Source organism: Vibrio sp. S9_S30 (genome assembly GCF_014694455.1).
Lineage (GTDB): Bacteria > Pseudomonadota > Gammaproteobacteria > Enterobacterales > Vibrionaceae > Vibrio.
This window is the reverse complement of the sequence record NZ_JAAUWT010000011.1, coordinates 114,454-134,634: the sequence shown is the minus strand read 5'-3', so window position 1 is coordinate 134,634 and position 20,181 is coordinate 114,454. Positions and strand designations below refer to the sequence as shown.

23 protein-coding genes are annotated in these 20,181 nt (G+C 43.0%); 10 read left to right on the top strand and 13 right to left on the bottom strand.

Going from position 1 to position 20,181, the window contains the following annotated elements; all coding sequences use genetic code 11:
• Positions 1 to 15: 15 nt before the first annotated feature.
• Complete coding sequence (locus HC752_RS14490) at positions 16 to 2,004, bottom strand: peptidase domain-containing ABC transporter (protein WP_238930525.1); 1,989 nt, start codon at positions 2,002 to 2,004, stop codon at positions 16 to 18.
• A 50-nt stretch (positions 2,005 to 2,054) separates the two neighbouring features.
• Positions 2,055 to 3,302, bottom strand: a complete 1,248-nt coding sequence (locus HC752_RS25295) for an HlyD family efflux transporter periplasmic adaptor subunit (protein ID WP_190335883.1) — start codon at positions 3,300 to 3,302, stop codon at positions 2,055 to 2,057.
• A gap of 642 nt (positions 3,303 to 3,944) precedes the next feature.
• Between HC752_RS25295 and HC752_RS14480 the strand changes: the two genes are divergently transcribed.
• The 3 genes from HC752_RS14480 to HC752_RS14470 are packed head-to-tail and all read left to right on the top strand — an operon-like array spanning position 3,945 to position 6,560.
• The gene (locus tag HC752_RS14480) at positions 3,945 to 4,718 is read left to right on the top strand and encodes an SDR family oxidoreductase (RefSeq protein ID WP_190335882.1); all 774 of its coding nucleotides are present in this window, start codon (positions 3,945 to 3,947) and stop codon (positions 4,716 to 4,718) included.
• A 58-nt stretch (positions 4,719 to 4,776) separates the two neighbouring features.
• Entirely contained in the window at positions 4,777 to 6,015 is a 1,239-nt protein-coding gene (locus HC752_RS14475) for a styrene monooxygenase/indole monooxygenase family protein (RefSeq protein WP_190335881.1), read from the top strand.
• Between the two features lie 11 nt (positions 6,016 to 6,026).
• Complete coding sequence (locus HC752_RS14470) at positions 6,027 to 6,560, top strand: flavin reductase family protein (RefSeq protein ID WP_190335880.1); 534 nt, start codon at positions 6,027 to 6,029, stop codon at positions 6,558 to 6,560.
• 96 nt (positions 6,561 to 6,656) lie between these two features.
• Here the strand turns inward: HC752_RS14470 and HC752_RS14465 are convergent, their stop codons facing one another.
• Entirely contained in the window at positions 6,657 to 7,667 is a 1,011-nt protein-coding gene (locus HC752_RS14465) for an AraC family transcriptional regulator (RefSeq protein WP_190335879.1), read from the bottom strand.
• Between the two features lie 983 nt (positions 7,668 to 8,650).
• On the opposite strand from HC752_RS14465, the gene HC752_RS14460 reads away from it, so the two are divergent.
• Positions 8,651 to 10,024 carry a nicotinate phosphoribosyltransferase gene (locus tag HC752_RS14460; RefSeq protein ID WP_190335878.1) on the top strand — a complete coding sequence of 458 codons (1,374 nt, stop codon included), beginning with the start codon at positions 8,651 to 8,653 and terminating at the stop codon, positions 10,022 to 10,024.
• A gap of 108 nt (positions 10,025 to 10,132) precedes the next feature.
• On the opposite strand, the gene HC752_RS14455 is transcribed toward HC752_RS14460, so the two are convergent.
• The 3 genes from HC752_RS14455 to HC752_RS14445 all read right to left on the bottom strand — a co-directional run bounded on the left by HC752_RS14455 (position 10,133) and on the right by HC752_RS14445 (position 11,792).
• On the bottom strand, positions 10,133 to 10,552 hold the full coding sequence (locus HC752_RS14455; protein WP_190335877.1) for a hypothetical protein: 420 nt from the start codon (positions 10,550 to 10,552) through the stop codon (positions 10,133 to 10,135).
• A complete protein-coding gene (locus HC752_RS14450) occupies positions 10,552 to 11,292 on the bottom strand; it encodes a hypothetical protein (RefSeq protein ID WP_190335876.1) in 741 nt (246 codons plus the stop codon). Before HC752_RS14450 ends, HC752_RS14455 begins: the two co-directional genes overlap by 1 nt.
• A gap of 230 nt (positions 11,293 to 11,522) precedes the next feature.
• On the bottom strand, positions 11,523 to 11,792 hold the full coding sequence (locus tag HC752_RS14445) for a hypothetical protein (RefSeq protein ID WP_190335875.1): 270 nt from the start codon (positions 11,790 to 11,792) through the stop codon (positions 11,523 to 11,525).
• 6 nt (positions 11,793 to 11,798) lie between these two features.
• Between HC752_RS14445 and HC752_RS24690 the strand changes: the two genes are divergently transcribed.
• On the top strand, positions 11,799 to 12,167 hold the full coding sequence (locus tag HC752_RS24690; RefSeq protein ID WP_202987900.1) for a hypothetical protein: 369 nt from the start codon (positions 11,799 to 11,801) through the stop codon (positions 12,165 to 12,167).
• Positions 12,110 to 12,319 (top strand): hypothetical protein, encoded by a 210-nt coding sequence (locus HC752_RS14435; RefSeq protein WP_190335954.1) that lies wholly within the window; start codon positions 12,110 to 12,112, stop codon positions 12,317 to 12,319. The genes HC752_RS24690 and HC752_RS14435 overlap by 58 nt, the downstream gene beginning before the upstream one ends.
• A gap of 49 nt (positions 12,320 to 12,368) precedes the next feature.
• On the opposite strand, the gene HC752_RS14430 is transcribed toward HC752_RS14435, so the two are convergent.
• From HC752_RS14430 to HC752_RS14405, 6 genes are all read right to left on the bottom strand, one after another.
• Positions 12,369 to 12,836, bottom strand: a complete 468-nt coding sequence (locus HC752_RS14430; RefSeq protein WP_190335874.1) for an ASCH domain-containing protein — start codon at positions 12,834 to 12,836, stop codon at positions 12,369 to 12,371.
• Positions 12,837 to 12,908: 72 nt separating this feature from the next.
• Positions 12,909 to 13,487, bottom strand: coding sequence for an NAD(P)H-dependent oxidoreductase (locus tag HC752_RS14425; protein WP_190335873.1), 579 nt, complete (start codon positions 13,485 to 13,487; stop codon positions 12,909 to 12,911).
• 59 nt (positions 13,488 to 13,546) lie between these two features.
• A complete protein-coding gene (locus tag HC752_RS14420; RefSeq protein ID WP_190335872.1) occupies positions 13,547 to 13,900 on the bottom strand; it encodes a MerR family transcriptional regulator in 354 nt (117 codons plus the stop codon).
• Between the two features lie 4 nt (positions 13,901 to 13,904).
• Positions 13,905 to 14,105, bottom strand: coding sequence for a hypothetical protein (locus HC752_RS14415; RefSeq protein ID WP_190335871.1), 201 nt, complete (start codon positions 14,103 to 14,105; stop codon positions 13,905 to 13,907).
• Positions 14,106 to 14,162: 57 nt separating this feature from the next.
• Positions 14,163 to 14,942 (bottom strand): GNAT family N-acetyltransferase, encoded by a 780-nt coding sequence (locus tag HC752_RS14410; protein WP_190335870.1) that lies wholly within the window; start codon positions 14,940 to 14,942, stop codon positions 14,163 to 14,165.
• Between the two features lie 54 nt (positions 14,943 to 14,996).
• A complete protein-coding gene (locus HC752_RS14405; protein WP_190335869.1) occupies positions 14,997 to 16,697 on the bottom strand; it encodes an ABC transporter substrate-binding protein in 1,701 nt (566 codons plus the stop codon).
• A gap of 109 nt (positions 16,698 to 16,806) precedes the next feature.
• Here HC752_RS14405 and HC752_RS14400 point away from each other — a divergent pair, with 109 nt between their 5' ends.
• Complete coding sequence (locus tag HC752_RS14400; protein WP_190335868.1) at positions 16,807 to 17,058, top strand: hypothetical protein; 252 nt, start codon at positions 16,807 to 16,809, stop codon at positions 17,056 to 17,058.
• A 182-nt stretch (positions 17,059 to 17,240) separates the two neighbouring features.
• On the opposite strand, the gene HC752_RS14395 is transcribed toward HC752_RS14400, so the two are convergent.
• On the bottom strand, positions 17,241 to 17,438 hold the full coding sequence (locus tag HC752_RS14395; protein WP_190335867.1) for a hypothetical protein: 198 nt from the start codon (positions 17,436 to 17,438) through the stop codon (positions 17,241 to 17,243).
• A gap of 423 nt (positions 17,439 to 17,861) precedes the next feature.
• Between HC752_RS14395 and HC752_RS14390 the strand changes: the two genes are divergently transcribed.
• Genes HC752_RS14390 through HC752_RS14380 form a run of 3 tightly spaced genes read left to right on the top strand, consistent with a single transcriptional unit; the run spans position 17,862 to position 20,094 of the window.
• Positions 17,862 to 18,713: an ABC transporter ATP-binding protein gene (locus HC752_RS14390; protein ID WP_190335866.1), complete on the top strand. Its 852-nt coding sequence runs from the start codon at positions 17,862 to 17,864 to the stop codon at positions 18,711 to 18,713.
• Positions 18,710 to 19,642: an ATP-binding cassette domain-containing protein gene (locus tag HC752_RS14385; RefSeq protein WP_190335865.1), complete on the top strand. Its 933-nt coding sequence runs from the start codon at positions 18,710 to 18,712 to the stop codon at positions 19,640 to 19,642. The genes HC752_RS14390 and HC752_RS14385 overlap by 4 nt, the downstream gene beginning before the upstream one ends.
• Positions 19,639 to 20,094: a transcriptional regulator gene (locus HC752_RS14380; protein WP_190335864.1), complete on the top strand. Its 456-nt coding sequence runs from the start codon at positions 19,639 to 19,641 to the stop codon at positions 20,092 to 20,094. Before HC752_RS14385 ends, HC752_RS14380 begins: the two co-directional genes overlap by 4 nt.
• Positions 20,095 to 20,181: the final 87 nt, after the last annotated feature.

Genomic DNA, 20,181 nt, shown 5'->3' with positions numbered 1-20,181 from the left:
ATTTAATTGTTAAAATCATAGCGTAACTATTTTACTTGCAGAATTTATAACCTCCTTTCTATGTGCAATAATTACTTTGGCAATGTTGATTTTTGATAAATTTTCTAAAATTAACGTTTCTGTTTTCAAATCCAAATTTGAACTAAATTCATCAAGGAAGATTATTTTAGGATTGGAATACAGTGCGCGAGCTAAATAAATTCTTTGTTTTTGACCTTCTGAAAACACACTCCCAAAATCGGATATTTGAGTGTGATACCCCATAGGTAAACTGACGATATCATCATGAATACATGCGATTTTTGCGCATCTAACCACTTGATCAAAATCTATATCTGATGAAAATCTGGCGATATTTTCCTGAATAGATCCGGAAAACAGTAAATCACCTTGCATTACCGATGATGTTTCATATCTCAATTTATCTATGTCATATTTATTGATATTTATACCATCGATCAGCACTTCCCCTTCTGTATGAGGATTCAATTTCAATATGGACTTAATCAGGGTGGTTTTTCCACAACCTGAACGACCAACAATGGCGATAGTTTCGCCCGGATTGGCTACAAAGCTAATGTTTTTAAAAATGTAAGACTTATCACCTGAGTATTTGAAGGATAAATTCTTTACACTCAAGTGGCCTTCTAACTGACTAGGGGTTTCAACGCCTAAGTTCTGCTCTGATTCGCTTAGATAGATGTCTGAAACCCTATCTAGGTCTATATCTAACATTCGGATTTGAACTAACTTGTCGACCAGCGATGCCGCCGTTCCAGTAAACTGACTTTTATACGCGATAAACGCCGTTAGCATACCCAACGTAAAAATATCATTTCCGTTTGATGACAATATGTAGTCTGTTGAAATATATATAATAGCTATGTTTTCAATACCAAATATAAACGTTCTTCCTAGGGAGAAAAAACTGTTCATGTAGGTCACTTTAGTGGACAAGTTTAGTGAATCAATAAATAGGTTATGCCATTTATTCAGCTTATATCCACTCATAGACAGTAGCTTTATCGTCTGTACCCCTCTTACATTCTCCATAAACTCGCTATTCTCTGAGGCAGACTTAATAATCAGTTCTTCGTTATTTCTTTTAAGTGGTATATACAAAAGCAACCTAAATGATATATACATTGATAACGATATTAAAACTATCATCGTCAAAATAGCATCATAGGAAAACATTAAGAGCAAAGTAATGATAGACATTATGCTATCGAGTATAATTTCCACCAGCTTAGATGTAGCGACTTGTTTGATATTATTTAAAGATTTAAATCTCGAAACCACATCACCTAAATGCCTTTTAGAGAAATACTCAATAGGGAGTGAAAACAAATGTTTATAGAGATTCAGTGTTAAAACATCACTTAGATAATAATTAAGCCTAATTGATATAAAGCTCCTCATAAGCTTAAACATGATATTAAACAACAAGACCAAAAAGAAAGCAAAAGACAATATAAAAGCTAAGTTTCTGTCACTGGAAGGAATAACTTCATCTAAAGTAATCCTCATATAATATGGCGTAACTAGAGAAAACAGCATCAATACTATCGATATTATAAACATCTTTAATATTACGCTATATACTCCATGGCAATCTTTAAATAACTCTAGTATTGATATTCTATCACTGTTACTTTTTCTTTCGAATTTCTTAGTAGGCGTTAACTCCAAAGCAATACCTGTAAAGTGCTTTCCTACTTCATTTATTTTTATTTTTCTTTCACCAAGTGCAGGATCACTAATCGTACATACATTATTTTTCACTTCATTAAGAACGATAAAATGATCTAAATCCCAATGTAATATACAGGGTGTCTTAAGCTTATCGATAGACTCTAACTCAATCCGAACCGCTCTCGGAGATAAGTCGTGCTTTTCACATATGGAAAACAAATTTTCTAAATTGGTACCATTTAAGGATTGTGGGTGTTTTTTCCTTAGCCCACTTAAGCTAATATTATTTCCATGATAATTTAAAATCATGCATAGGCATGCGAGCCCACATTCGGACTTCTCTGATTGATATATCATATTTAACCTTCGCTTCTATGTATAGCTTCGTGAAATGGAGCTAATAACCAATCGAGTATTTTCTTTTTTTCAGTAACAATGCTGACTTCAACTATCATCCCTGATTTAATTGAGTAAGATTCATTTTTCCTAGTCACGGTTTCCGATTCTAGAGACGCCACAACTCGGTAGAACCCCTCGCTGGCTTCTATAGGCGTTTTAATTTCTCTAGGTAAGGAAATCGTATCCGACTTTGTTTTTATTTTTGCTTTTATTGTTCCATGTTTTTCATAAGGAAAAGCTCTAAATCTTATATCGACATCATCTCCTACTCGAATGTACCCATAAGCGTTAGGAGGAACCATTAAAATGACTTCTAGTTCGCTTTCAGAAGGTAAAATTGACATTATATAGTCATTTTTCTTAACTTCCTGACCTACTTCAAAGTTTATATCTGATACATTCCCATCTACATTAGATTTGATTTCAATATTTTTCTTAGACTCTAAATCTATTATTTCCAATTGTTTTTTTGAATATTCTAAATTTAGCTTATTTATATTCTTCTGATGTTCAATTTCTCCAAGAGTGATCTTGTCTTTTAGTTCATCGTTGACGTTTTTAATTCTATCTATTTCTTCAATTAACTCTTCGATAGACTTACTCGCCTGTAGTAACTCTAATTTGTTTTTAATTATTATTTCATTACTCATGAAACCTTTAGAAAACACCTTGTCGTACTTATTGTTTCTCTCTATGATCAGGTCTCTTTTCTCTTCTTCTATCTTTTTTTGTTTCTGTATACTACTTATTTTATTTAGGTTTCCATTAATTGAATTTACTTTTAAATTTCCCTCCACTTCTTTTGATTCTATTTCTTCATTGATCATATTCTTTATATATTCAAGTTGACTCCTTAGTATTTCCACATATTTTTGGTGATTATTTCTTCCCAAAATATTAGAATCATAGGATTCAACTTCTGCTAAAGGAACTCCGTCATAAACTTTCTGCCCTTCCTTTATGTACTTAAAGCGGATGTACCCATCGTTTGGAGAATATACTTTCACTATTCCAGAACTTGGGTTTACATATCCTGAAATTTTAATTTTGCGACCATATTCAAAAAAGCAAATAAAAATAAGTATGGATGCAATTAGAAACATGGAAATATATAACACATACTCATGCCGTTCGGTAAGGACTTCTCTACTTCCTCCATAGTTTATATATTTTTTCTCTTCTATTACTTCTTTCCTAAATAGATTCACGACACTCCTCCATTTATTCGAATACTAGCACTAACCTATTGTTTTATTTTGATCGCAATCAAAATAACACTCTTAATAATTAGCTGGAGAAATATAACCAATTTTATTATTCAGATTACAAATAAAAATATCAAACAACCCAATTTCAGTATTTATTATTAATATTAGATGGAGTTCTTATTTTTTATTAAAGATGCCTTAAAAAGGCAAAGAAAATGAACGCTTCTTTTACACGAATACCAACATTCCTTAACAAGTGCTCAAGCGTTCTCTTTTCTTCGAGTTTGCTGCCTAATTCGATGAATAGACAAATTTGCTCCACGCTAGACAAACTTTAAGCAGCATGACGAGTAGCAAGCCCGCAACAAACGGTATCTCAGCGCAAAAATCATATCCGCACAAAAATCATATCCACGAAAAGTCACGCACGAAAAGCCACGCCAGAAAAAACCATGCCGACACAAAATCGCGGGCTTTTGAGTTGCCTTCAACGCTGACTCCTCGTTCTTAGCAATCAACCAACTAACCTGCACACTTTGGATACCCGCATTCAATTGTGGATAGAGATCGAACCGATCTAGAAGGATGATGGTATTGCCAACAGGTAGACCAATCTAGAGATCAAAACCAAGGAGAGGGTCGATGAAAGGATTAGAAGGAAAAGTTGCCATCGTAACCGGTGGAGTCACAAAAATTGGGCAAGGGGTCGTGAATACTCTGCTCGAATATGGTGTAAAGGTGGTGGTATTTGATATTGCGCCAGCCCCTCACACGGACAATCAAAATTTAAGCTACGTCGAAATTGATATCACAAGCGATGAAGCGCTCAACAGCGGCATCGAAGCCACCATGCGAACTCACGGCAGTCTCCATTTCCTTGTGAACCTAGCGGCAACTTACTTAGATGAAGGGAAAGAGTCCAGCCGAGAAGATTGGTTACAAGCGCTCAATACAAACCTCGTCAGTGCCATTATGGCGTCCAACGCCGCCCGCCCCCACATGATGGCTTCAGGTGGTGGCGCAATTGTGAATTTTACCAGCATTTCCTCTTCCATCGCGCAAACTGGTCGCTGGCTCTACCCCGCCTCCAAGGCGGCGCTACTGCAAGCCACTCGCAGTATGGCCATGGACTTCGCCCCTGATGGTATCCGCGTCAATTCCGTTTCACCGGGTTGGGTGTGGTCGAGAATCATGGACGAATTAACCGATGGAAATCGAGAAAAAACCGATTCCGTCGCCGCCGACTTTCATCTCGCCGGTCGAGTCGGCACACCAGAAGAAGTATCCCACGTTGTGGCATTTTTGCTGTCCGATTTATCCAGTTTTGTCACGGGTTCGGATTATTCGGTGGACGGCGGCTATTCCGCAATGGGACCAGAACAAGCCAAACCCGCCATTCCTCGCTTAGCAGAATAATGCATCGAGTGAGGGATCACGGACAAATGAGACATCTTATTATCAAAGGAGTGAGAGTATGAGAAGCATCGCCATTGTAGGTGGAGGACAGGCAGGTCTTCCTTTGGCTATTCGCCTGTTAGACAATGATTACCGCGTGACCGTGGTGACCAACCGAACACCAGACAGCATTCGAGAAGGAAGCGTCTTGTCCAGTCAGTGCATGTTCGATGATGCGCTTCAAATTGAGCGCGACTCAGGTTTAAACCTATGGGAGACAAATTGCCCGAACGTGGATGGCATCGGTTTTTCCGTTCCTCATCCAGAAATGGCAGGGGAAAAAGCCATCAATTGGAGCGCCACATTAGACAAACCAGCCCAAGCTGTCGATCAACGCGTCAAGATGCCAATTTGGATGGAACTCTTTGAATCCAAAGGCGGCAACTTGGTTATTGAGGACGTAGGTATTCCAGAGTTGGAAAACCTCACATCCACCCACGATTTAGTGCTCCTTGCGGCAGGAAAAGGGGACGTCGTTCGGCTTTTTGAACGCGATGAAACTCGCTCTGCATTCAGTAAGCCACAACGGGCACTTGCGCTTACCTACGTCAATGGCATGAAAGAGCAGGACGACTTCAGCCAAGTCGCGTTTAACTTGATTCCGGGGGTGGGCGAGTACTTTACCTTCCCAGCGTTCACCACCTCTGGCCCATGCGACATCATGGTGTTTGAAGGGATACCTGGCGGCCCGATGGATTGCTGGAACGATATCCGTACCCCACAAGATCACCTTGCCACCAGCAACAAAATCTTAGAGACCTTTCTCCCATGGGAAGCCGAGCGTTGCCAACACGTAGAGCTCACCGATGAAAATGGCATTCTAGCCGGTCGCTTTCCTCCAACCGTTCGCAAGCCCGTGATGACATTACCTTCGGGCCGATTGGTATTCGGTATGGGCGACGCGGTGGCCACCAACGATCCTATTACTGGTCAAGGCTCCAACAACGCCACCAAAGCCGCAAAAATTTATGGTGATGCCATTCTGGCGCATGGAGATCAGCGTTTTACCGCCGACTGGATGAATCAGACCTTTGACACCTTCTGGGAATACGCGAGCGATGTGGTGAGTTGGACCAACAGTTTGTTGCTTCCTCCCCCACCTCATATTCTTGAGCTGCTCGCTTCGGCACAAGAAATCCCATCACTCGCCTCCACCATCGTCAACGGATTCAACCATCCGCCCAATTTTTATCCTTGGTGGGAAGACGCCAATTTGTGTAAACATTTTATTGAATCCCACTCGGCTAAAAGCGCGTAGGAGGCCAGTTTATGAAGCACAATTCAACCACGATTCATGAAGAATCAACGCAACAAGAAAACGACACTTTGCTCCCTAAAGTGCTGCGGAATGCATTAGGAAAATACCCGACAGGGGTAGCGATTGTGGCGACTCGTACCGTGACAGGCGTGCCAATTGGGTTAACGATCAACTCCTTTGCCTCACTCTCTCTCACACCACCTTTGGTACTTTGGAGTTTGGGAACGCAGTCTCCTAACCTAGCGAACTTTAGTGATTGCACTCATTTCTCAATCAATGTGCTTTCCGGCGATCAAGAAGATCTCGCGATGCGATTTGCCAGTTCAAAAATAGAGAACAAATTCGATGGGGTTGAGTATCACTTAAACTCGCATGGTGTGCCTATGATTGAAGGAGCCATCGCAACACTGGTTTGTAAAAATGTCGAGCAGAACGCCGCAGGTGATCACCTACTTTTGATTGGTAACGTCCTTTCAATCGATTCTACAGAGCGGTCCCCTCTGGTTTTCCATCAAGGGAAATTTACTTCTCTAGTAAACGCTTAGGGATCATTAGATCAAGAAGCGGAATACGTGTCCCTTTCGAATGGGTATGACCTTCGGAAGGGGCTTTTTTATTAAAACTCACTTAAAACTTAAAACTTAAAACCGTTTTAGGCTCTCGCTTGGGCTTTCACCATAACGATGTTTATACGCGACGCTGAACCGCCCCATATGAGAAAACCCCCACTTCATCGCCACCCCTGTTACGCTTTGCGCCTGCCCACCTTGCAGCTCTGTATGCACCTTTTCCATTCTAAGGTTTCGCAAGTACTGCATGGGGCTAATACCAAGAAAGTCTTTAAACCCACCATATAAGCTGCGCACGCTCACGCCCGCGACCCCTGCCAGTCTTTCTGCGGTAATGTCTTCGTTCACGTGCGCATCAATGTACGATTGGGCAATTCGAACATGGCGAGGTCGAATAGAGGGCTTACTTTTTGCGGCGTAAGCAGAGTAATTGTGGGAATGGCAACTGAGCAAACACGTTGCGACCAACTGTTCGAGTTGACCAAGGATCAAGCTGTTCTGACTTTCAACAGGGGAAATCTGAGCGGCGTACGTCAACAAGTACCCCAGTAGACTCGTCCACTCTCGGCTTCTTTGCCATTCAAACCCCAAATCAAACCGAACCGCTTCGTGCAAAGCATGACCTGTAATGCCGACCACGGTACGCTCGATCAATGATCGGGGAATTTTGATCATCAATTGATCAACCTTTGGCTTCCACTGCATACTTACACTGTCATCAGGGCTAAGGACCGATGCAAGGTTTATCGTGGAATCCACGACACTGTACGGGCTTTCAATCACCGCTCTGCCAGACAAAGGCATTTGAACCAGAAAAAATTCCTTCATCGCACCGGGCTCTATGTCCACACCCGCTCCATATTGGAGACGACTCACGGAGATTTCACCCAGCTGTAAGAAATGCATTTTTGCGTCCAACTTGGTGCGATCTTCTTTTACTGAAAGCGAATGAGATTTCATGACTTGCCCAACGGCGTCACACACTTCGGCTACATTCCCAGAGGAAAAAAGTAGCCTTTCCGATTGGCTGAATTCCTGATCGACCAAGCGAAACAAAGAGTTATTTATTCTGGAGTCATGCATCCGTCACTCCTCACTATATTGCGTCAAACGGCGTTTCGTAATGATGTCTTTAATCTGTGAGGGCTTAACATCACCCATCACCAAACTCGATTTTTAACATTCTATTTACATATAGACCTCAAGATAGTCTACACGTACCCAGCTCTATATCCGAATTGTGCAAAAATTATCCAAAAGTGGTATTAATTGGCTACTGACAGGGCAACAGATTGAACAGTGACAAGGTGAATTTACATTGTAAATCTGCCAGATAGCGCGTATCTGGCAGACACCCCATTAGGATGACAACAAGCGATACTGTTTGGCTTTGTTTCTTAAGAACCTCAACCCATCCGTCATCACCTCTTCTGGGCTCTCGGCAACGGGCCGCCAAACGGATCGACACCGCCAAGAAAACACGCCAACACGGTGATCAACAAATACGACTCGCCATGACCCACGCGCACCACCATCTTGAAGGCATAGGGCGAAACCCCTAGCAAGTTGAGACCGTTTTGCGTAACCGCCCCTTCCTTGCCTACGTTCCCTACAACGCCTTTATGGTCAGGCAAAACGTGAAAGAGATGATCCATTGAGCATTCGAACTTTGGGAGCGTGGCGATACAGGTCATCGCATTGTGAAGGTCAACCCCGAGTTGGTTATCAATGGAACATAACCCTTATCCCCCCTAAGCTTTATCAAAGTTAACACTGTTTTTTTGAAATGAACGCCGTGTTTTCTGAAATGAACCCTGCCGTTTCTGAAGTTGAGACCATCGCTTTGAAGCCAAGACGATCGAAAAAGCAGCCACATGTGCTGCCAAAAGGCTTTATGGTAGTGAAATAAATATGTAGCTATGCAAGAAAACGGACACAGGTCAGAAGTCGCCCCACCAATGCTTGCGATTCACCACCGACATACACATAATCGGGCTCAACCATTTGTTTCACTTTTATTTCTCAGCCGTTAGGGTCCGCTGACCTAGACAGACAGGTACAGTTTCATGAACATCATTTTGAATACCGACTCGTACAAAGCCTCCCATTACCTTCAATATCCGCCAAAAACAGAATTCGTCTCAAGCTACATTGAATCCCGTGGTGGAGAGTACCCACAAGGTGTGTATTTCGGATTACAAATGTTTCTTGATCAATATCTGTCACACCCCATTTCTCAGGAAGACATTGATGAAGCAAAAGCGGTATTAACGGCACACGGTGAACCTTTCAATGAAGCTGGCTGGCAGTATATTTTGGAGACGCACAAAGGCTATCTGCCCATTGAAATCCAAGCGCTGCCTGAAGGCAGTGTTGTGCCTGCGCGTACACCTTTGGTACAAATTCAAAATACGGATCCAAAATGCGCTTGGTTAACCAGCTACCTTGAAACATCCTTATTGAGAGCGGTTTGGTACCCAACCACCGTCGCCAGCAAATCGTTCGCCATCAAATCGATCATTCAGCGCTATCTGGAAGAAACCGCAGACAACCTAGACGGATTGCCTTTTAAGCTTCACGACTTTGGGGCTCGTGGCGCAGCAAGTAATGAAGCGGCCTCCATCGGTGGGTTAGCTCATCTATTGAACTTTATGGGGACAGACACCGTTTCTGCGTTGGTTTACGCCAAACGCTACTACAACGAAGACATTGCGGGTTACTCTATTCCCGCCGCAGAACACAGCACCATAACGGCGTGGGGGCAGAAAAACGAATCTTTAGCCTACCAAAACATGCTAGACCAATTCGCGAAACCCGGAAGCTTGGTGGCCGTTGTCAGCGACAGTTATGACCTGTTCCACGCCATCGATCATATTTGGGGAGACGAGTTAAAAGCTAAAGTCGAAAATAGTGGTGGAACCTTGGTGGTTCGCCCTGATTCGGGCAACCCAGTGGAGATTGTGGCGCAAACCATCGAGCGCTTAATGGCTAAATTTGGGGAATACAGAAACAAAAAAGGATTCCGTATGTTGCCAGATTGCGTTCGGGTCATTCAAGGCGATGGGATCTCTCAAACCACCATCGAACATATTCTCTCTGAACTTAAATCCAAAGAAATCAGTGCCGATAACTTAGCGTTTGGCATGGGTGCTGAACTGCTGCAAAAGGTAAACCGAGACACCATGAAGTTTGCCATGAAAGCCTCGGCCATTTGCATTGATGGGAAGTGGCACGATGTATTCAAAGATCCGGCGACCGATCCTAATAAAGCCTCTCGAAAAGGTCGCTTAGCCGTTATCGAAGCATCCAGTTGGGAAACAGTCCGTGAAGACGAGTTAAACGGGCGTGAAAACGCGCTTCAAGTGGTGTTCAAAGACGGGCAAGTACTTAAACGCCATACGCTACAAGACATCCGCGATCGCATTCAAACTTACGCCTGATTGCTGTTTCAGTATCTGTATTGACCATTTGTGGTTATTTAATTGCAACCGAGCTTGAGAAGTTCGGTTGCAATTGAAATCACATTTTCAGTTAAATACTGACCAACTTTATCGACTCTGAAACAGAGTCTTTTTCGTTTTTTCTAACTTTCTAATAATATTCGCTACTGGTGCACCTTCTTCTTGAAGTAAATTCAAATCAGCCAAAGAAGAATCAATAAAATCAATAGCTGAATCAAATGTTACATATCTGAAATCTTGTTCTTTTATTGAAATAACGGGATACAAGTTTTCAATCCTTTCTAAATCATACCCCTCATATACAACAACTTTAACAGGATAATTCCTCGGCTTAGAGTCTCCATGAGATTGCCATTGAAACCATTCAACACCCAACAGTTTTCCACTTAGTGAAGGGGGACCGAAGTCGTGATAGTTCATGACGGTAATAGAAGAATTCGCATTTATGCCAGTAGAAAATACGAAAAAGAGCATGAGGAATAAAAATCGTCCTATTATGAAGTTCATTATGTCCCCCAACAATTGAGCGTTTTTAGCTTATATTTACTTTCAGTATCGGCTGGAACAACAATTAGGCTAGACAACCAATCAAATTGTTTTAAAGGCACCTTGCTATAAAGCCCTTTACCCACTTTGTCCCAATGAACTTCATAAACATAACCTTCTGAGAATAGCCAACAATGGGTCCCCCCTCTAGATAGACCAAATGCAAAGGGTATTTTCTTTAGCTCTTTATAACCCAAGATTTTTAACTTTCTAGCAGGTAGATTGGGATATAATTTCTGAAACTCTGGATGAGATTCCTTGGTAGGAGAATAGTCTGCCACTAGATATTTGACTGGGACTTGATCTGGGCTATAGACACAGCGTCGCTTTGCCATGACAGTCGCGTAAGTATGCTCCTCATCACCATCTTCAGGGTGAATGGAGTCTGGAGTAGCAAAAATACTTGACCAACCGTAGTTGCTTACTAACTTCTTAGCTAAGATCGTTCCTCTGAAGTTACTTTGCTTATCTTCTCGCCCCATAAGCCATATCTCTTTAGAAAGCTGCACATTACCAATTTTCTTATATGAGTGAGACAAAACCTTAAGCACATATGTAATACAGTCTGTTGCCTCTAAATTTTCGTATTTTTGGGGATTATTTTTCTTCAACTGAGACCCAACTTCATGAGTATGATTGTTGTATAGGTCTAGCATTTTATTTTTTGCATATGTAGAGAAGCTAGTCATCTTTTCTCTCATATTCCTTTGGCATGAAATTCAAATGAGTATCATAAATCAGAGCCAATTTTCTTATACATTCCAATACGTTATTTTTGGAAGTATTTCAATACAAAATGTAATCTACAAACAAATAGATTGCGATTAACGTTTAATAAGAAGTAGGTAAAAAAATCAATATGTGAATTAGGCAAAAAACATTTTTAACAATGTCCAACCCGTCGTATAGACGAGTAAAGCTAACCTTCAAGCTACCTGCATCGGCACTTTATAAACATAAATTGAGGGCGAGTTTTCAGCCTTTGGTATCTCTCTTCCGATAGCGCTTTTACTTTTTCAGTCACCTCCCCTTCTGAAAACTGGGCGACGACTAAGCCACTTTGAGTAATGGCGTTGAACGTGTCGGTAAGTGAGCGGCGATAGAAAGAGACTTCCACAGGCTGGCTGAGTGTATTCCATTCCTCTTCAATCAATTCACATCGGAAATAGTCACCAGAAGGCGATGATTTGAAATCCACCATGGGGTGATGGGTAGAAAAAACAAAAACACCTCCCCCGCTTCGTTCGTTCAGATCCGTGACATTACCCTGTCGGGTATGATGTTTGTTTTATTTAACCTAGGCACGGGAGTCAAAAGTATCGATCTACGTCGAGGATACGGCTCCGAATCTGCTCAAAATGTGGACTGGAATACCCTCGGTCTTTTACTGCGATTTTCACTTGGTTTAACGTTTATTATGCAATTGGAAATCGCCAGCGACTCTCCAGAAGAGATCGCCCAGTATCTCAATCGGCTGGATTTCTCTCTTATTGCCTCACAACAACTTCCAGCAAAGGAATGGCAATTGCTGGGGCGCGATATTGCAGTATTGAAGGAAAAATTGCCGCGAAGATAGGCGTCAAAAACCGAGAAATCAATCAAATTCATACGCTTTATCAAGCGCAAAAGCCCGACGGTATCACCCCGAATATTGAGCAGTGCCAAGCTAACGTAGACGGCGTGAGCGTAACACTTTGGGAAAGAAAACGGGTTGTTGATTGGTTTTGACCAATTAAATAACCCAAACTTGGGTAATAAATGGCTTTTGAAATGAAAGTTACAAAGGAAACACTTTTTCGAACCTTTCCAGTACTAACTCTGACGACGCATTAAACTCGGCACCGATTTCCTTGGCATATTGAGTAAAAAAGTTCACATGCGCGGTATGCCACCATTCATAGGTGCCGTCTCCTTCGCCTTCGGCTTTTGCAAACTCTTCGGTTACCTCCTCAAACGGACAAAAAGAAACGTCTGTTAGCTTCACGATACAAACGGGTTCTTCTTTCCAGTTTAAGACTAGGGTCAATCGCCCAACAACGGGCAAGGGTTCATCTTCGATATCGTAGCCTTGTTTCAAGCTACATGAAGCAGTTTTAGTGCCTTCATTAATTAAGCGCGCGCATTCATTGGCGTTGTATTCGTCGGCACAAAAATACTCAGCGGTTATCTGGGGAACAGTGTCTCTTTCGCTTTGAGGCAAGGTATCAAGATATTGATTTAAGAAAGCGTGTTGAGTCGGTGTCATTGGGTACCTTTAATAATGCAGAAACGAGCAGCAGACTCAGTCTCACTGCCACTCGCCTTTCTTGTTGATTAATCATTTCACTGATTCAGAAGCCCCTAATTCAGCGACCTCTGTTAGCCATTGCCGTCTTTGAGCTTCATCAGAACCAATTATCGATCCAAACAAATTAACTTTTGCCGGTGACATTCCGCTGAATTGGAATGTGAATAGATCGAGTTGATCCAAAACGGGTTTCGCTTGATATTCCAAATACTCTTCCGGTGCATCCATTGTGAGTATGAGTCGAACCGTCTTTCCTGTTAGAAGTTGAGCCGGCTCTGCACTGCCCTTTTCATACTTGAACGCAAAGCCAGGTAGGATGGATCTATCTAGCAGCCCTTTAAACTTAGCCGGAATGCCTCCCCACCATATCGGGGAAATAACCACGATATGATCCGCCCAAGTGATCGCTTGCTGAAAGGCGTCCAAACTTGGTTCTAGTGGCTGCTCACTATCGTAGCCAGTGTCCAAGCTGAGATTAAACTCCATCTCTGACAGGTTCATTCGACGAACTTCTGCTTTCTCTCTAGCTTCAACTTCATAAGAATCGGCCAGCAGTTTAGCAAAACTTGATGACTTCGGGTTGGCATTAAGTAACAGTATTTTTTTCATTGTCTGATTTCCATTTAACTAAGCAGACAAGCATTACATCTTTGCCCTTAGGGTCAGAGTCAACGACTTTTTGGGCAAGAATCCATAGATTCGATGCAATTATCTATTTTTTCTATATTTTTCAGCACCCTATCAAGTTCAATTTGTAGATTCTTTTTTACTTCTAACAAAAATTGATGCACTTTTTGCCAATCCACTTCACCATCTCGATAAGTAATCACGCCTTTCAGTTGCGCTAATGTCACGCCAAGTGACTTTGCTTCGACAATCAATTGAAGCACATCAAGGTCTTCTTCAGAGTAGACTCGATAATGACCTCGACGAGCGGGAGGCTGAATAAGTCCCTTTTCTTCATAGAGTCGAATCGCTTTGGTGGTTAAGCCAGTGGATTGAGATACTTGTCCGATAAGCATTGAGTTATTCCTTTCGTTTTACATCGATTGTCATTTGCACTTCAATGGCAGGGCTACCATCAGTAAGGATTAAGATATTAGATTCAATACGTTGCGCGATATTGAAGCCTATTTTCTCAAATACGGATACATTGCCCGTTTGTTCGACACACCAGAGCGAAACGCTTTGGGCAGAAGCATACGCCCCCATTACTGCCTTGATCATCTTTCCGGCAATACCTGGTGCGTCGCATCTTCCGAAGAAATAGGAACGACATCAACGTTATTCATTCTTGTTTTCAATGTCGTAGTTGAAAGGGGTTGTGACAGCGAGCTGCTGAAACCCGTGTTTTTCGACAATGGGTTTGCTCATATCAGATGCATCAATGGTGAGGTAACGTATCCCGCGGCGTTTAGCGTCATTGATTCGTTGGTGCAGAAGGGCGGTATAACAGCCCTTCCCTCGGTACGCTTCCAAGGTACTGCCACCCCAGATGCCCGCGAATGGGCTATCGCCATTATAGGTTATCCAGCCAGAGCTCACTGGTTCATTGTTGTCGTACACCACATAAATGGTGATTTGATCCGGTTGGGTGCGCTTGAAGTTACTGAGGTAATCGAAGTGCCCACTGAGATCGGTTTTCCAAACGGCTTCTTGAACGGTAACCGCATCTCGAATGCCTGCCTCATCACTGACTTCGACAACACTGCCAGACACAGGGAGCTGATCCTCAATGGCGTCGAGATCCAACACCATAAAGGATTCGGGATCGTCTGCCACAAATCCTTTGTTCTCTAATCTTTCCCCCATGTCGCTCGGGGAATCAAAATCGTAAACTTTCCACTCAACATTGCGCTGTATTGTTTTGAAGTAATTCACTTGCGCATCAATGGCGGCGTCCACGTTGGCATCACTTAAATGAAAATATGAGATGAGGCTGCCATGTGTGCTCTCTGACACCAAACGAACCACTTCCTCTGTTTGGTGCCTCTGGTAACCCGTTAGGTTAATGTTGATTCGCTCAAACTGATTGTATTGTGTTAACACTACTTTTTTGTTCATTGCCTTCCCTATTTATTTGAACACCGAATACGACTCAAATTTACAATGTAAATCCTATCCACTGGGTTTGATCACCACTTGCGTGAAGTCTATCCACCCATTAGGTAACAGTGTGGTTGTAGTCAGTTTCTCGGAGACACTCATATGCTGTCGAATATGAAAAATAGGCTGATATAAGCCTTTAGCAACCAGTGATTGTTCGGTTTGCTCTAATTGTTTTAGTCTTTGAGGTTTGTTGGGGAGTTGCATAGCGCGCACGACTTTATCTTTTACCCAGTCCATATATTTGGGCACCAAGCAGGCGTTACTGGTGTTGGTACTGAGGAACCAAGACATCCAAGAAAGTTCGATATCTTCCGCAAACACTTCTCCGCTCACAATGATGTCCGCTTTCACCAAAGTCTCGACCAGATCAAATTTCGGAAATGCATACACCATCAATTCACACTCGACACCTCGCGACGATAACGCCTCGTAGATCTGTTGGGCAGTAGCAATATGAATACCGAGCTGATAAGTCACTATTTTCAATGGCTCTGAAGGCAACACCTCTGGCATAAGCGGCTCTCTACCTAGGTTCACTTTTTCGAGTACAGGCGACTTCGTCATGCCTTCTGCGTACGCAACGTCTTCCCCCCAAGTCACCTCAGGTAAAGGCATGGAGCGAATCACATATTGAAGCCACTTTCGATGTGACCGCTTTTTCATCCATGCAAAGCGATTCGGGTTGAGTTGGGCATAAATGCACCCTTGCTCCCACTGTGTTTTCTCTTCAAAGCCGTCTCTGGAGCGGTTTTGGAGATGGACACCATGCACAACATCACTGTTGAGCTCAAAGTCTTTGGCTTTGTCGCCCACGTTCCAAATCTCAACACCATCGATCCAAGGGCGATGTCCGTGATAATACGGAAAGACATTCAATAGCGTTCGCCATTCCGTTTGTTCTTGCAGCATAAACGGTCCCGACCCAATAATGCGCCCCTTGTCCTTTTTGGCAATGCCCATCACACAGGAAGAAAGCAAGTTAGGAATCAAATCGGGTAAGGCTTTACTCAAAAATTCAATGCGCCAGTCATCATGTACCGCGACGTGATCGATAAATTGATATATAACCTTGGTTGAATAAGAGGAGCTCATCAAGCGTTCAAAGTGCCGTCGAATGTCATCCGCTAGAATGGGGCTACCATCATGAAAGCGCAGCCCTTTTCGCAAATAAAACAACACACCTTGCTCTGTTTTTTCCCAATAATGAGCGAGATCACCTTTGAACTCTTGAGTACTGTTATCCCAAAAAACAAGGCGAGCATACAAATGATTAGCAATGTGTGATTCTGAACGCCGAGATATACCAATAACATCGAGGTTGTGAGTTCCCCGATAAAACGGCACTTGGAGAATATGCTCGTCCCCAACGCCTGTTTGGTATTGCGCCACGAATTCAACAATAAATTGATCGCGTTCACTGGCAGGAACAAGAGCAATGGCTTGTTCCGTTTTTCCTTCTTTCATCAAACGCTTAGCGTGACGCTCAACCCGTTCATTGACCGATTTCAACAGTATTGCTTGAGGCAAATTCCCACGCCCTACTCCAGGCTTCCACCCAATATTGCCTTCTTCTGTTAGCCGTTTGATGACCAGCTGCGCATTACGACGAGTACAACCCAATGCCTGAGTAATATCGTCTAGTGATACGCTCTTCCATTCCTCAGTCACCAATGTATCTCGACAATACGCCAGAGCTTTCCAGTAACGCATAAAGGTGAAATCCTTTTATTTTATTTCTATTTTTCTTCATCTTTTCGTCTTGATAATAAAAGAATCCGTTAGAGAGTAAAGATCTGAAAAATCAATAAAGGAGCCACATATGAGTCAGTCTGTGTACATTCGTTTGGCGTTTTGGCTAGTGAACGCTGAATTGAAAAGAGAAGAGAAAGCTTGGAAGAAGAAAGTGCGCCAACAATATGCGGAAATTCCTTACCAAAGCCAGCATATGCTCAAAGATATAGGCATGAACTACGAAGGGGTGGCCGCTATCCCAAGTGAATCACGAGAGAACATGGCAAAGCGCAGGATGCGAACGCTTAAACGATTAGCGACTCTACAATGCTCACACTAATTCGATCTAGGTTTACCTACCATGGATACACAACTCAGACTATGACTTGAAGAACAAGTGCTCGAAGAACAATACCCAAGTAACACAGAATCGGTTACTTGGGTACAAACACAGACAAATACTTTCCTTTAAAAGAGTGCCCGCTTCGTTGGGTTTAAGGATGTTACGAATACCTTAAAATACTAATGAAGCAAACCAAGCTCTTCTGCCTCCTCCAAAGTTAAGCCGCTTTCTTTAATATCGCGAAGCATTTCAATCCGACGGCGCGCTTCTGCCTTTTTGCGTTTGTTGTCTGATTGCGCTTCAGTGACTTCATCCTTCAAATCCCACTTTTCAGCTATTGTTGAAATCTCAGAATGATCAATAGAATTAATGGACATAATTGCCTCCAGAACACCTTGTATATCAGGTACGCATAATCTTTAACAAAGGCCTTTGAGCTTGTTAAGACAATTAAAGACAGAATGTGACAGAGACAAAATTTCCTATAATATGTCCCTGCATTTACAATTAATATTTTGATAATTTATCTTTCCAGTATTAGTTTTAAAAAGTTATTCGCTGCAATTTATGCCCTCCCCTTTCTGATCATGACTGTCGAAAAGTGAGAGACTGCTATTGCCCTTTAGGGTAATGAGTACGTATCCACTATATCGAGCCCATAAGTTGATTCTTCTCACATTTTGCAAACCTTTCTCCCTATAGATACATGACCGTTATCACTCTTTTTCATTTGACTTATTTTTTAATGCGAATTTATAAGTAATGATAACAAATATCATTTCTATCTCGGAAAAGCTGTTATGAGTGAGTCAAAACACCCTCAGGCGTTTCACCCTGAACCCATTCTCCAGATACGCGATTTGTGTGTCGATTACATTACTGACAACGGTGACTTTAATGCGGTTAAGTCCGTCAGCTTTGATATCGGGAAAGGCGAGATTTTTGGTCTTGCAGGTGAGTCCGGCTGCGGTAAGAGTACGATTGCTTTTGCTATTAACCGCCTTCACAAGGCACCTGCCTTTATTTCTGGTGGACAAATTTGGTTTAAGGGCAAGGACATTCTTCGCCTGTCGGATGACGATTTAAGAGTGCTGCGCTGGAGCGAAATTGCCATGGTTTTCCAAAGCGCAATGAACTCGCTCAACCCAGTTTTGACGATACAAGAGCAGTTTGCGGATGTGTTGCGTCACCACAAAGGCTTTAGCGATGCAGAGGCGAAATCACGGGCTGAAAAGCTACTGGATTTGGTCAACATTCCCCGTGAACGCCTCACTGAATACCCACACCAATTCAGCGGTGGTATGCGTCAGCGTTTGGTGATTGCTATTGCACTGTCTCTCAACCCTGAAATGATTGTGATGGACGAACCAACAACGGCATTGGATGTCGTCGTACAACGCGAAATCCTTCAACAGATTTATCAACTTCGGGAAGAGTTTGGATTCTCTGTACTTTTCATTACTCACGATTTGGCCTTAATGAGTCAACTGTGCGACCGTATTGCCGTCATGCGCCATGGTGAGCTGGTGGAAGTGAATACGTCGAAAGAAATTCGCAACAATCCACAACACCCATACACTCAACAGCTTTGGGCGTCGTTCCCGAACATTCATGAAGCACGGCACAAGAAAGCGCAAGGAGAGCCAGTATGAGCGAACCCATTATCCAACTGAACAACGTGACCAAAGAGTTCAATATTGGCGGCGGCTTTGCAAAAGTCGATTCATTTAAAGCGCTACAAGGCGTGAGTTTTAGCCTGTACAAAGGCAAAACTTTGGCCCTAGTAGGCGAGTCTGGTTGTGGTAAGAGTACGTGCGCTCGTCTGATGACGAAAGTGTACCCAGCAACCGAAGGTGAAATCCTTTATCGCGGTAAAAATATCGACGACATAAAGAGCCGGAAAGATGTGCTCGCCTACCGCAGCAAAGTACAAATGGTTTTCCAAGACCCGTTTGGTTCATTAAACCCAACACACACCATTGAGCACCACCTTACACGTCCAATCAAGATTCATAAGCAAATCGCGGACAAATCTAAGATCCCAGCAAGGCTGCAAGAACTCTTAGATTTGGTGGAGTTGCCAGCAGATACGCTTAAAAAGTTCCCACACGAGCTGAGCGGTGGTCAGAGGCAGCGTGTTAACCTAGCGCGAGCACTGGCCGTTGGTGCTGAAATGATTTTGGCTGACGAACCAACATCCATGCTCGATGTGTCCATCCGCCTAGGCGTATTGAACTTAATGAAGCGGATGAAAGAAGAACTGGGCATTGGCTTTTTATACATCACACACGATTTGGCGACAGCGCACTATATCGCCGAAGAAACTGCGGTCATGTACAAAGGTCAAATCGTTGAATGGGGCGACACCAACTCAATCCTGACGAACCCTCAACACCCTTACACTAAGCTGCTCATTTCTGCGGTACCGGATCCTGATCTTCCATTTGGCAACTTAGTCGAATCGGAGCCGAACTACTCTCAAGAGGCGGACAAGATCCGTGCAACCAGCGGTATTTTACAACCCTTGTACGATCAAGTGGGGATTAACCACTTTGTACGACAGTGGACCAGCGCTGCATGATCTCCCTTGAGGCTTGGCAAGCTGAAATCTCTGATTGGTACCAATCTGGGAAGCATGATCAAGTGGGACCTTTGGTTCCACTGATCCTTCAGCCACCGGAAGCCATTTGGGGACCGTTGATCACAGACGCGCAAAGCAAGGCCATTGCCTGCTGGTTGGACGGGTGCTTGAGACTATTTCAGTACTACAAACGAGAAGAATCACCGCAAAAGAGTTACGAATACCTCAATTTTGCTTATGCCAAACTGCAAGCCGTCTCTTGCAACCCTGACGCTGAGATAGATTTAAAATACTGGTGCCTGAAAAGGCTCGATCATTTAATTGTGGTGATGTTGGAGCAATGCAATCAATCGGGGTGGACCGAAGAATCTCGAAGGCAGATTCAATGTCATGTGGAATTTATGTCTCAACAACAGCAAAACTTAAATTTGGCAATCGAAAACGGATCTTAATTTCGAAAGCATGATCAAGGCTGGACTAGAATACTGTGTGATTGTGCGGAACGATGATCAAGCATGACTCTTGATCAATCTATTACC

Coding starts and splice junctions, on each gene's coding strand:
- HC752_RS14415 (WP_190335871.1), bottom strand. CDS start 14,105: ATGATCAAGGCAGTAATGGGGGCGTATGCTTCTGCCCAAAGCGTTTCG.
- HC752_RS14420 (WP_190335872.1), bottom strand. CDS start 13,900: ATGCTTATCGGACAAGTATCTCAATCCACTGGCTTAACCACCAAAGCG.
- HC752_RS14490 (WP_238930525.1), bottom strand. CDS start 2,004: ATGATTTTAAATTATCATGGAAATAATATTAGCTTAAGTGGGCTAAGG.
- HC752_RS14480 (WP_190335882.1), top strand. CDS start 3,945: ATGAAAGGATTAGAAGGAAAAGTTGCCATCGTAACCGGTGGAGTCACA.
- HC752_RS14385 (WP_190335865.1), top strand. CDS start 18,710: ATGAGCGAACCCATTATCCAACTGAACAACGTGACCAAAGAGTTCAAT.
- HC752_RS14405 (WP_190335869.1), bottom strand. CDS start 16,697: ATGCGTTACTGGAAAGCTCTGGCGTATTGTCGAGATACATTGGTGACT.
- HC752_RS14475 (WP_190335881.1), top strand. CDS start 4,777: ATGAGAAGCATCGCCATTGTAGGTGGAGGACAGGCAGGTCTTCCTTTG.
- HC752_RS14400 (WP_190335868.1), top strand. CDS start 16,807: ATGAGTCAGTCTGTGTACATTCGTTTGGCGTTTTGGCTAGTGAACGCT.
- HC752_RS14455 (WP_190335877.1), bottom strand. CDS start 10,552: ATGAACTTCATAATAGGACGATTTTTATTCCTCATGCTCTTTTTCGTA.
- HC752_RS14445 (WP_190335875.1), bottom strand. CDS start 11,792: ATGGTGGATTTCAAATCATCGCCTTCTGGTGACTATTTCCGATGTGAA.
- HC752_RS14460 (WP_190335878.1), top strand. CDS start 8,651: ATGAACATCATTTTGAATACCGACTCGTACAAAGCCTCCCATTACCTT.
- HC752_RS14465 (WP_190335879.1), bottom strand. CDS start 7,667: ATGCATGACTCCAGAATAAATAACTCTTTGTTTCGCTTGGTCGATCAG.
- HC752_RS14425 (WP_190335873.1), bottom strand. CDS start 13,487: ATGAAAAAAATACTGTTACTTAATGCCAACCCGAAGTCATCAAGTTTT.
- HC752_RS14380 (WP_190335864.1), top strand. CDS start 19,639: ATGATCTCCCTTGAGGCTTGGCAAGCTGAAATCTCTGATTGGTACCAA.
- HC752_RS14450 (WP_190335876.1), bottom strand. CDS start 11,292: ATGAGAGAAAAGATGACTAGCTTCTCTACATATGCAAAAAATAAAATG.
- HC752_RS14410 (WP_190335870.1), bottom strand. CDS start 14,942: ATGAACAAAAAAGTAGTGTTAACACAATACAATCAGTTTGAGCGAATC.
- HC752_RS14390 (WP_190335866.1), top strand. CDS start 17,862: ATGAGTGAGTCAAAACACCCTCAGGCGTTTCACCCTGAACCCATTCTC.
- HC752_RS14395 (WP_190335867.1), bottom strand. CDS start 17,438: ATGTCCATTAATTCTATTGATCATTCTGAGATTTCAACAATAGCTGAA.
- HC752_RS14435 (WP_190335954.1), top strand. CDS start 12,110: ATGGCAATTGCTGGGGCGCGATATTGCAGTATTGAAGGAAAAATTGCC.
- HC752_RS14430 (WP_190335874.1), bottom strand. CDS start 12,836: ATGACACCGACTCAACACGCTTTCTTAAATCAATATCTTGATACCTTG.
- HC752_RS24690 (WP_202987900.1), top strand. CDS start 11,799: ATGGGTAGAAAAAACAAAAACACCTCCCCCGCTTCGTTCGTTCAGATC.
- HC752_RS14470 (WP_190335880.1), top strand. CDS start 6,027: ATGAAGCACAATTCAACCACGATTCATGAAGAATCAACGCAACAAGAA.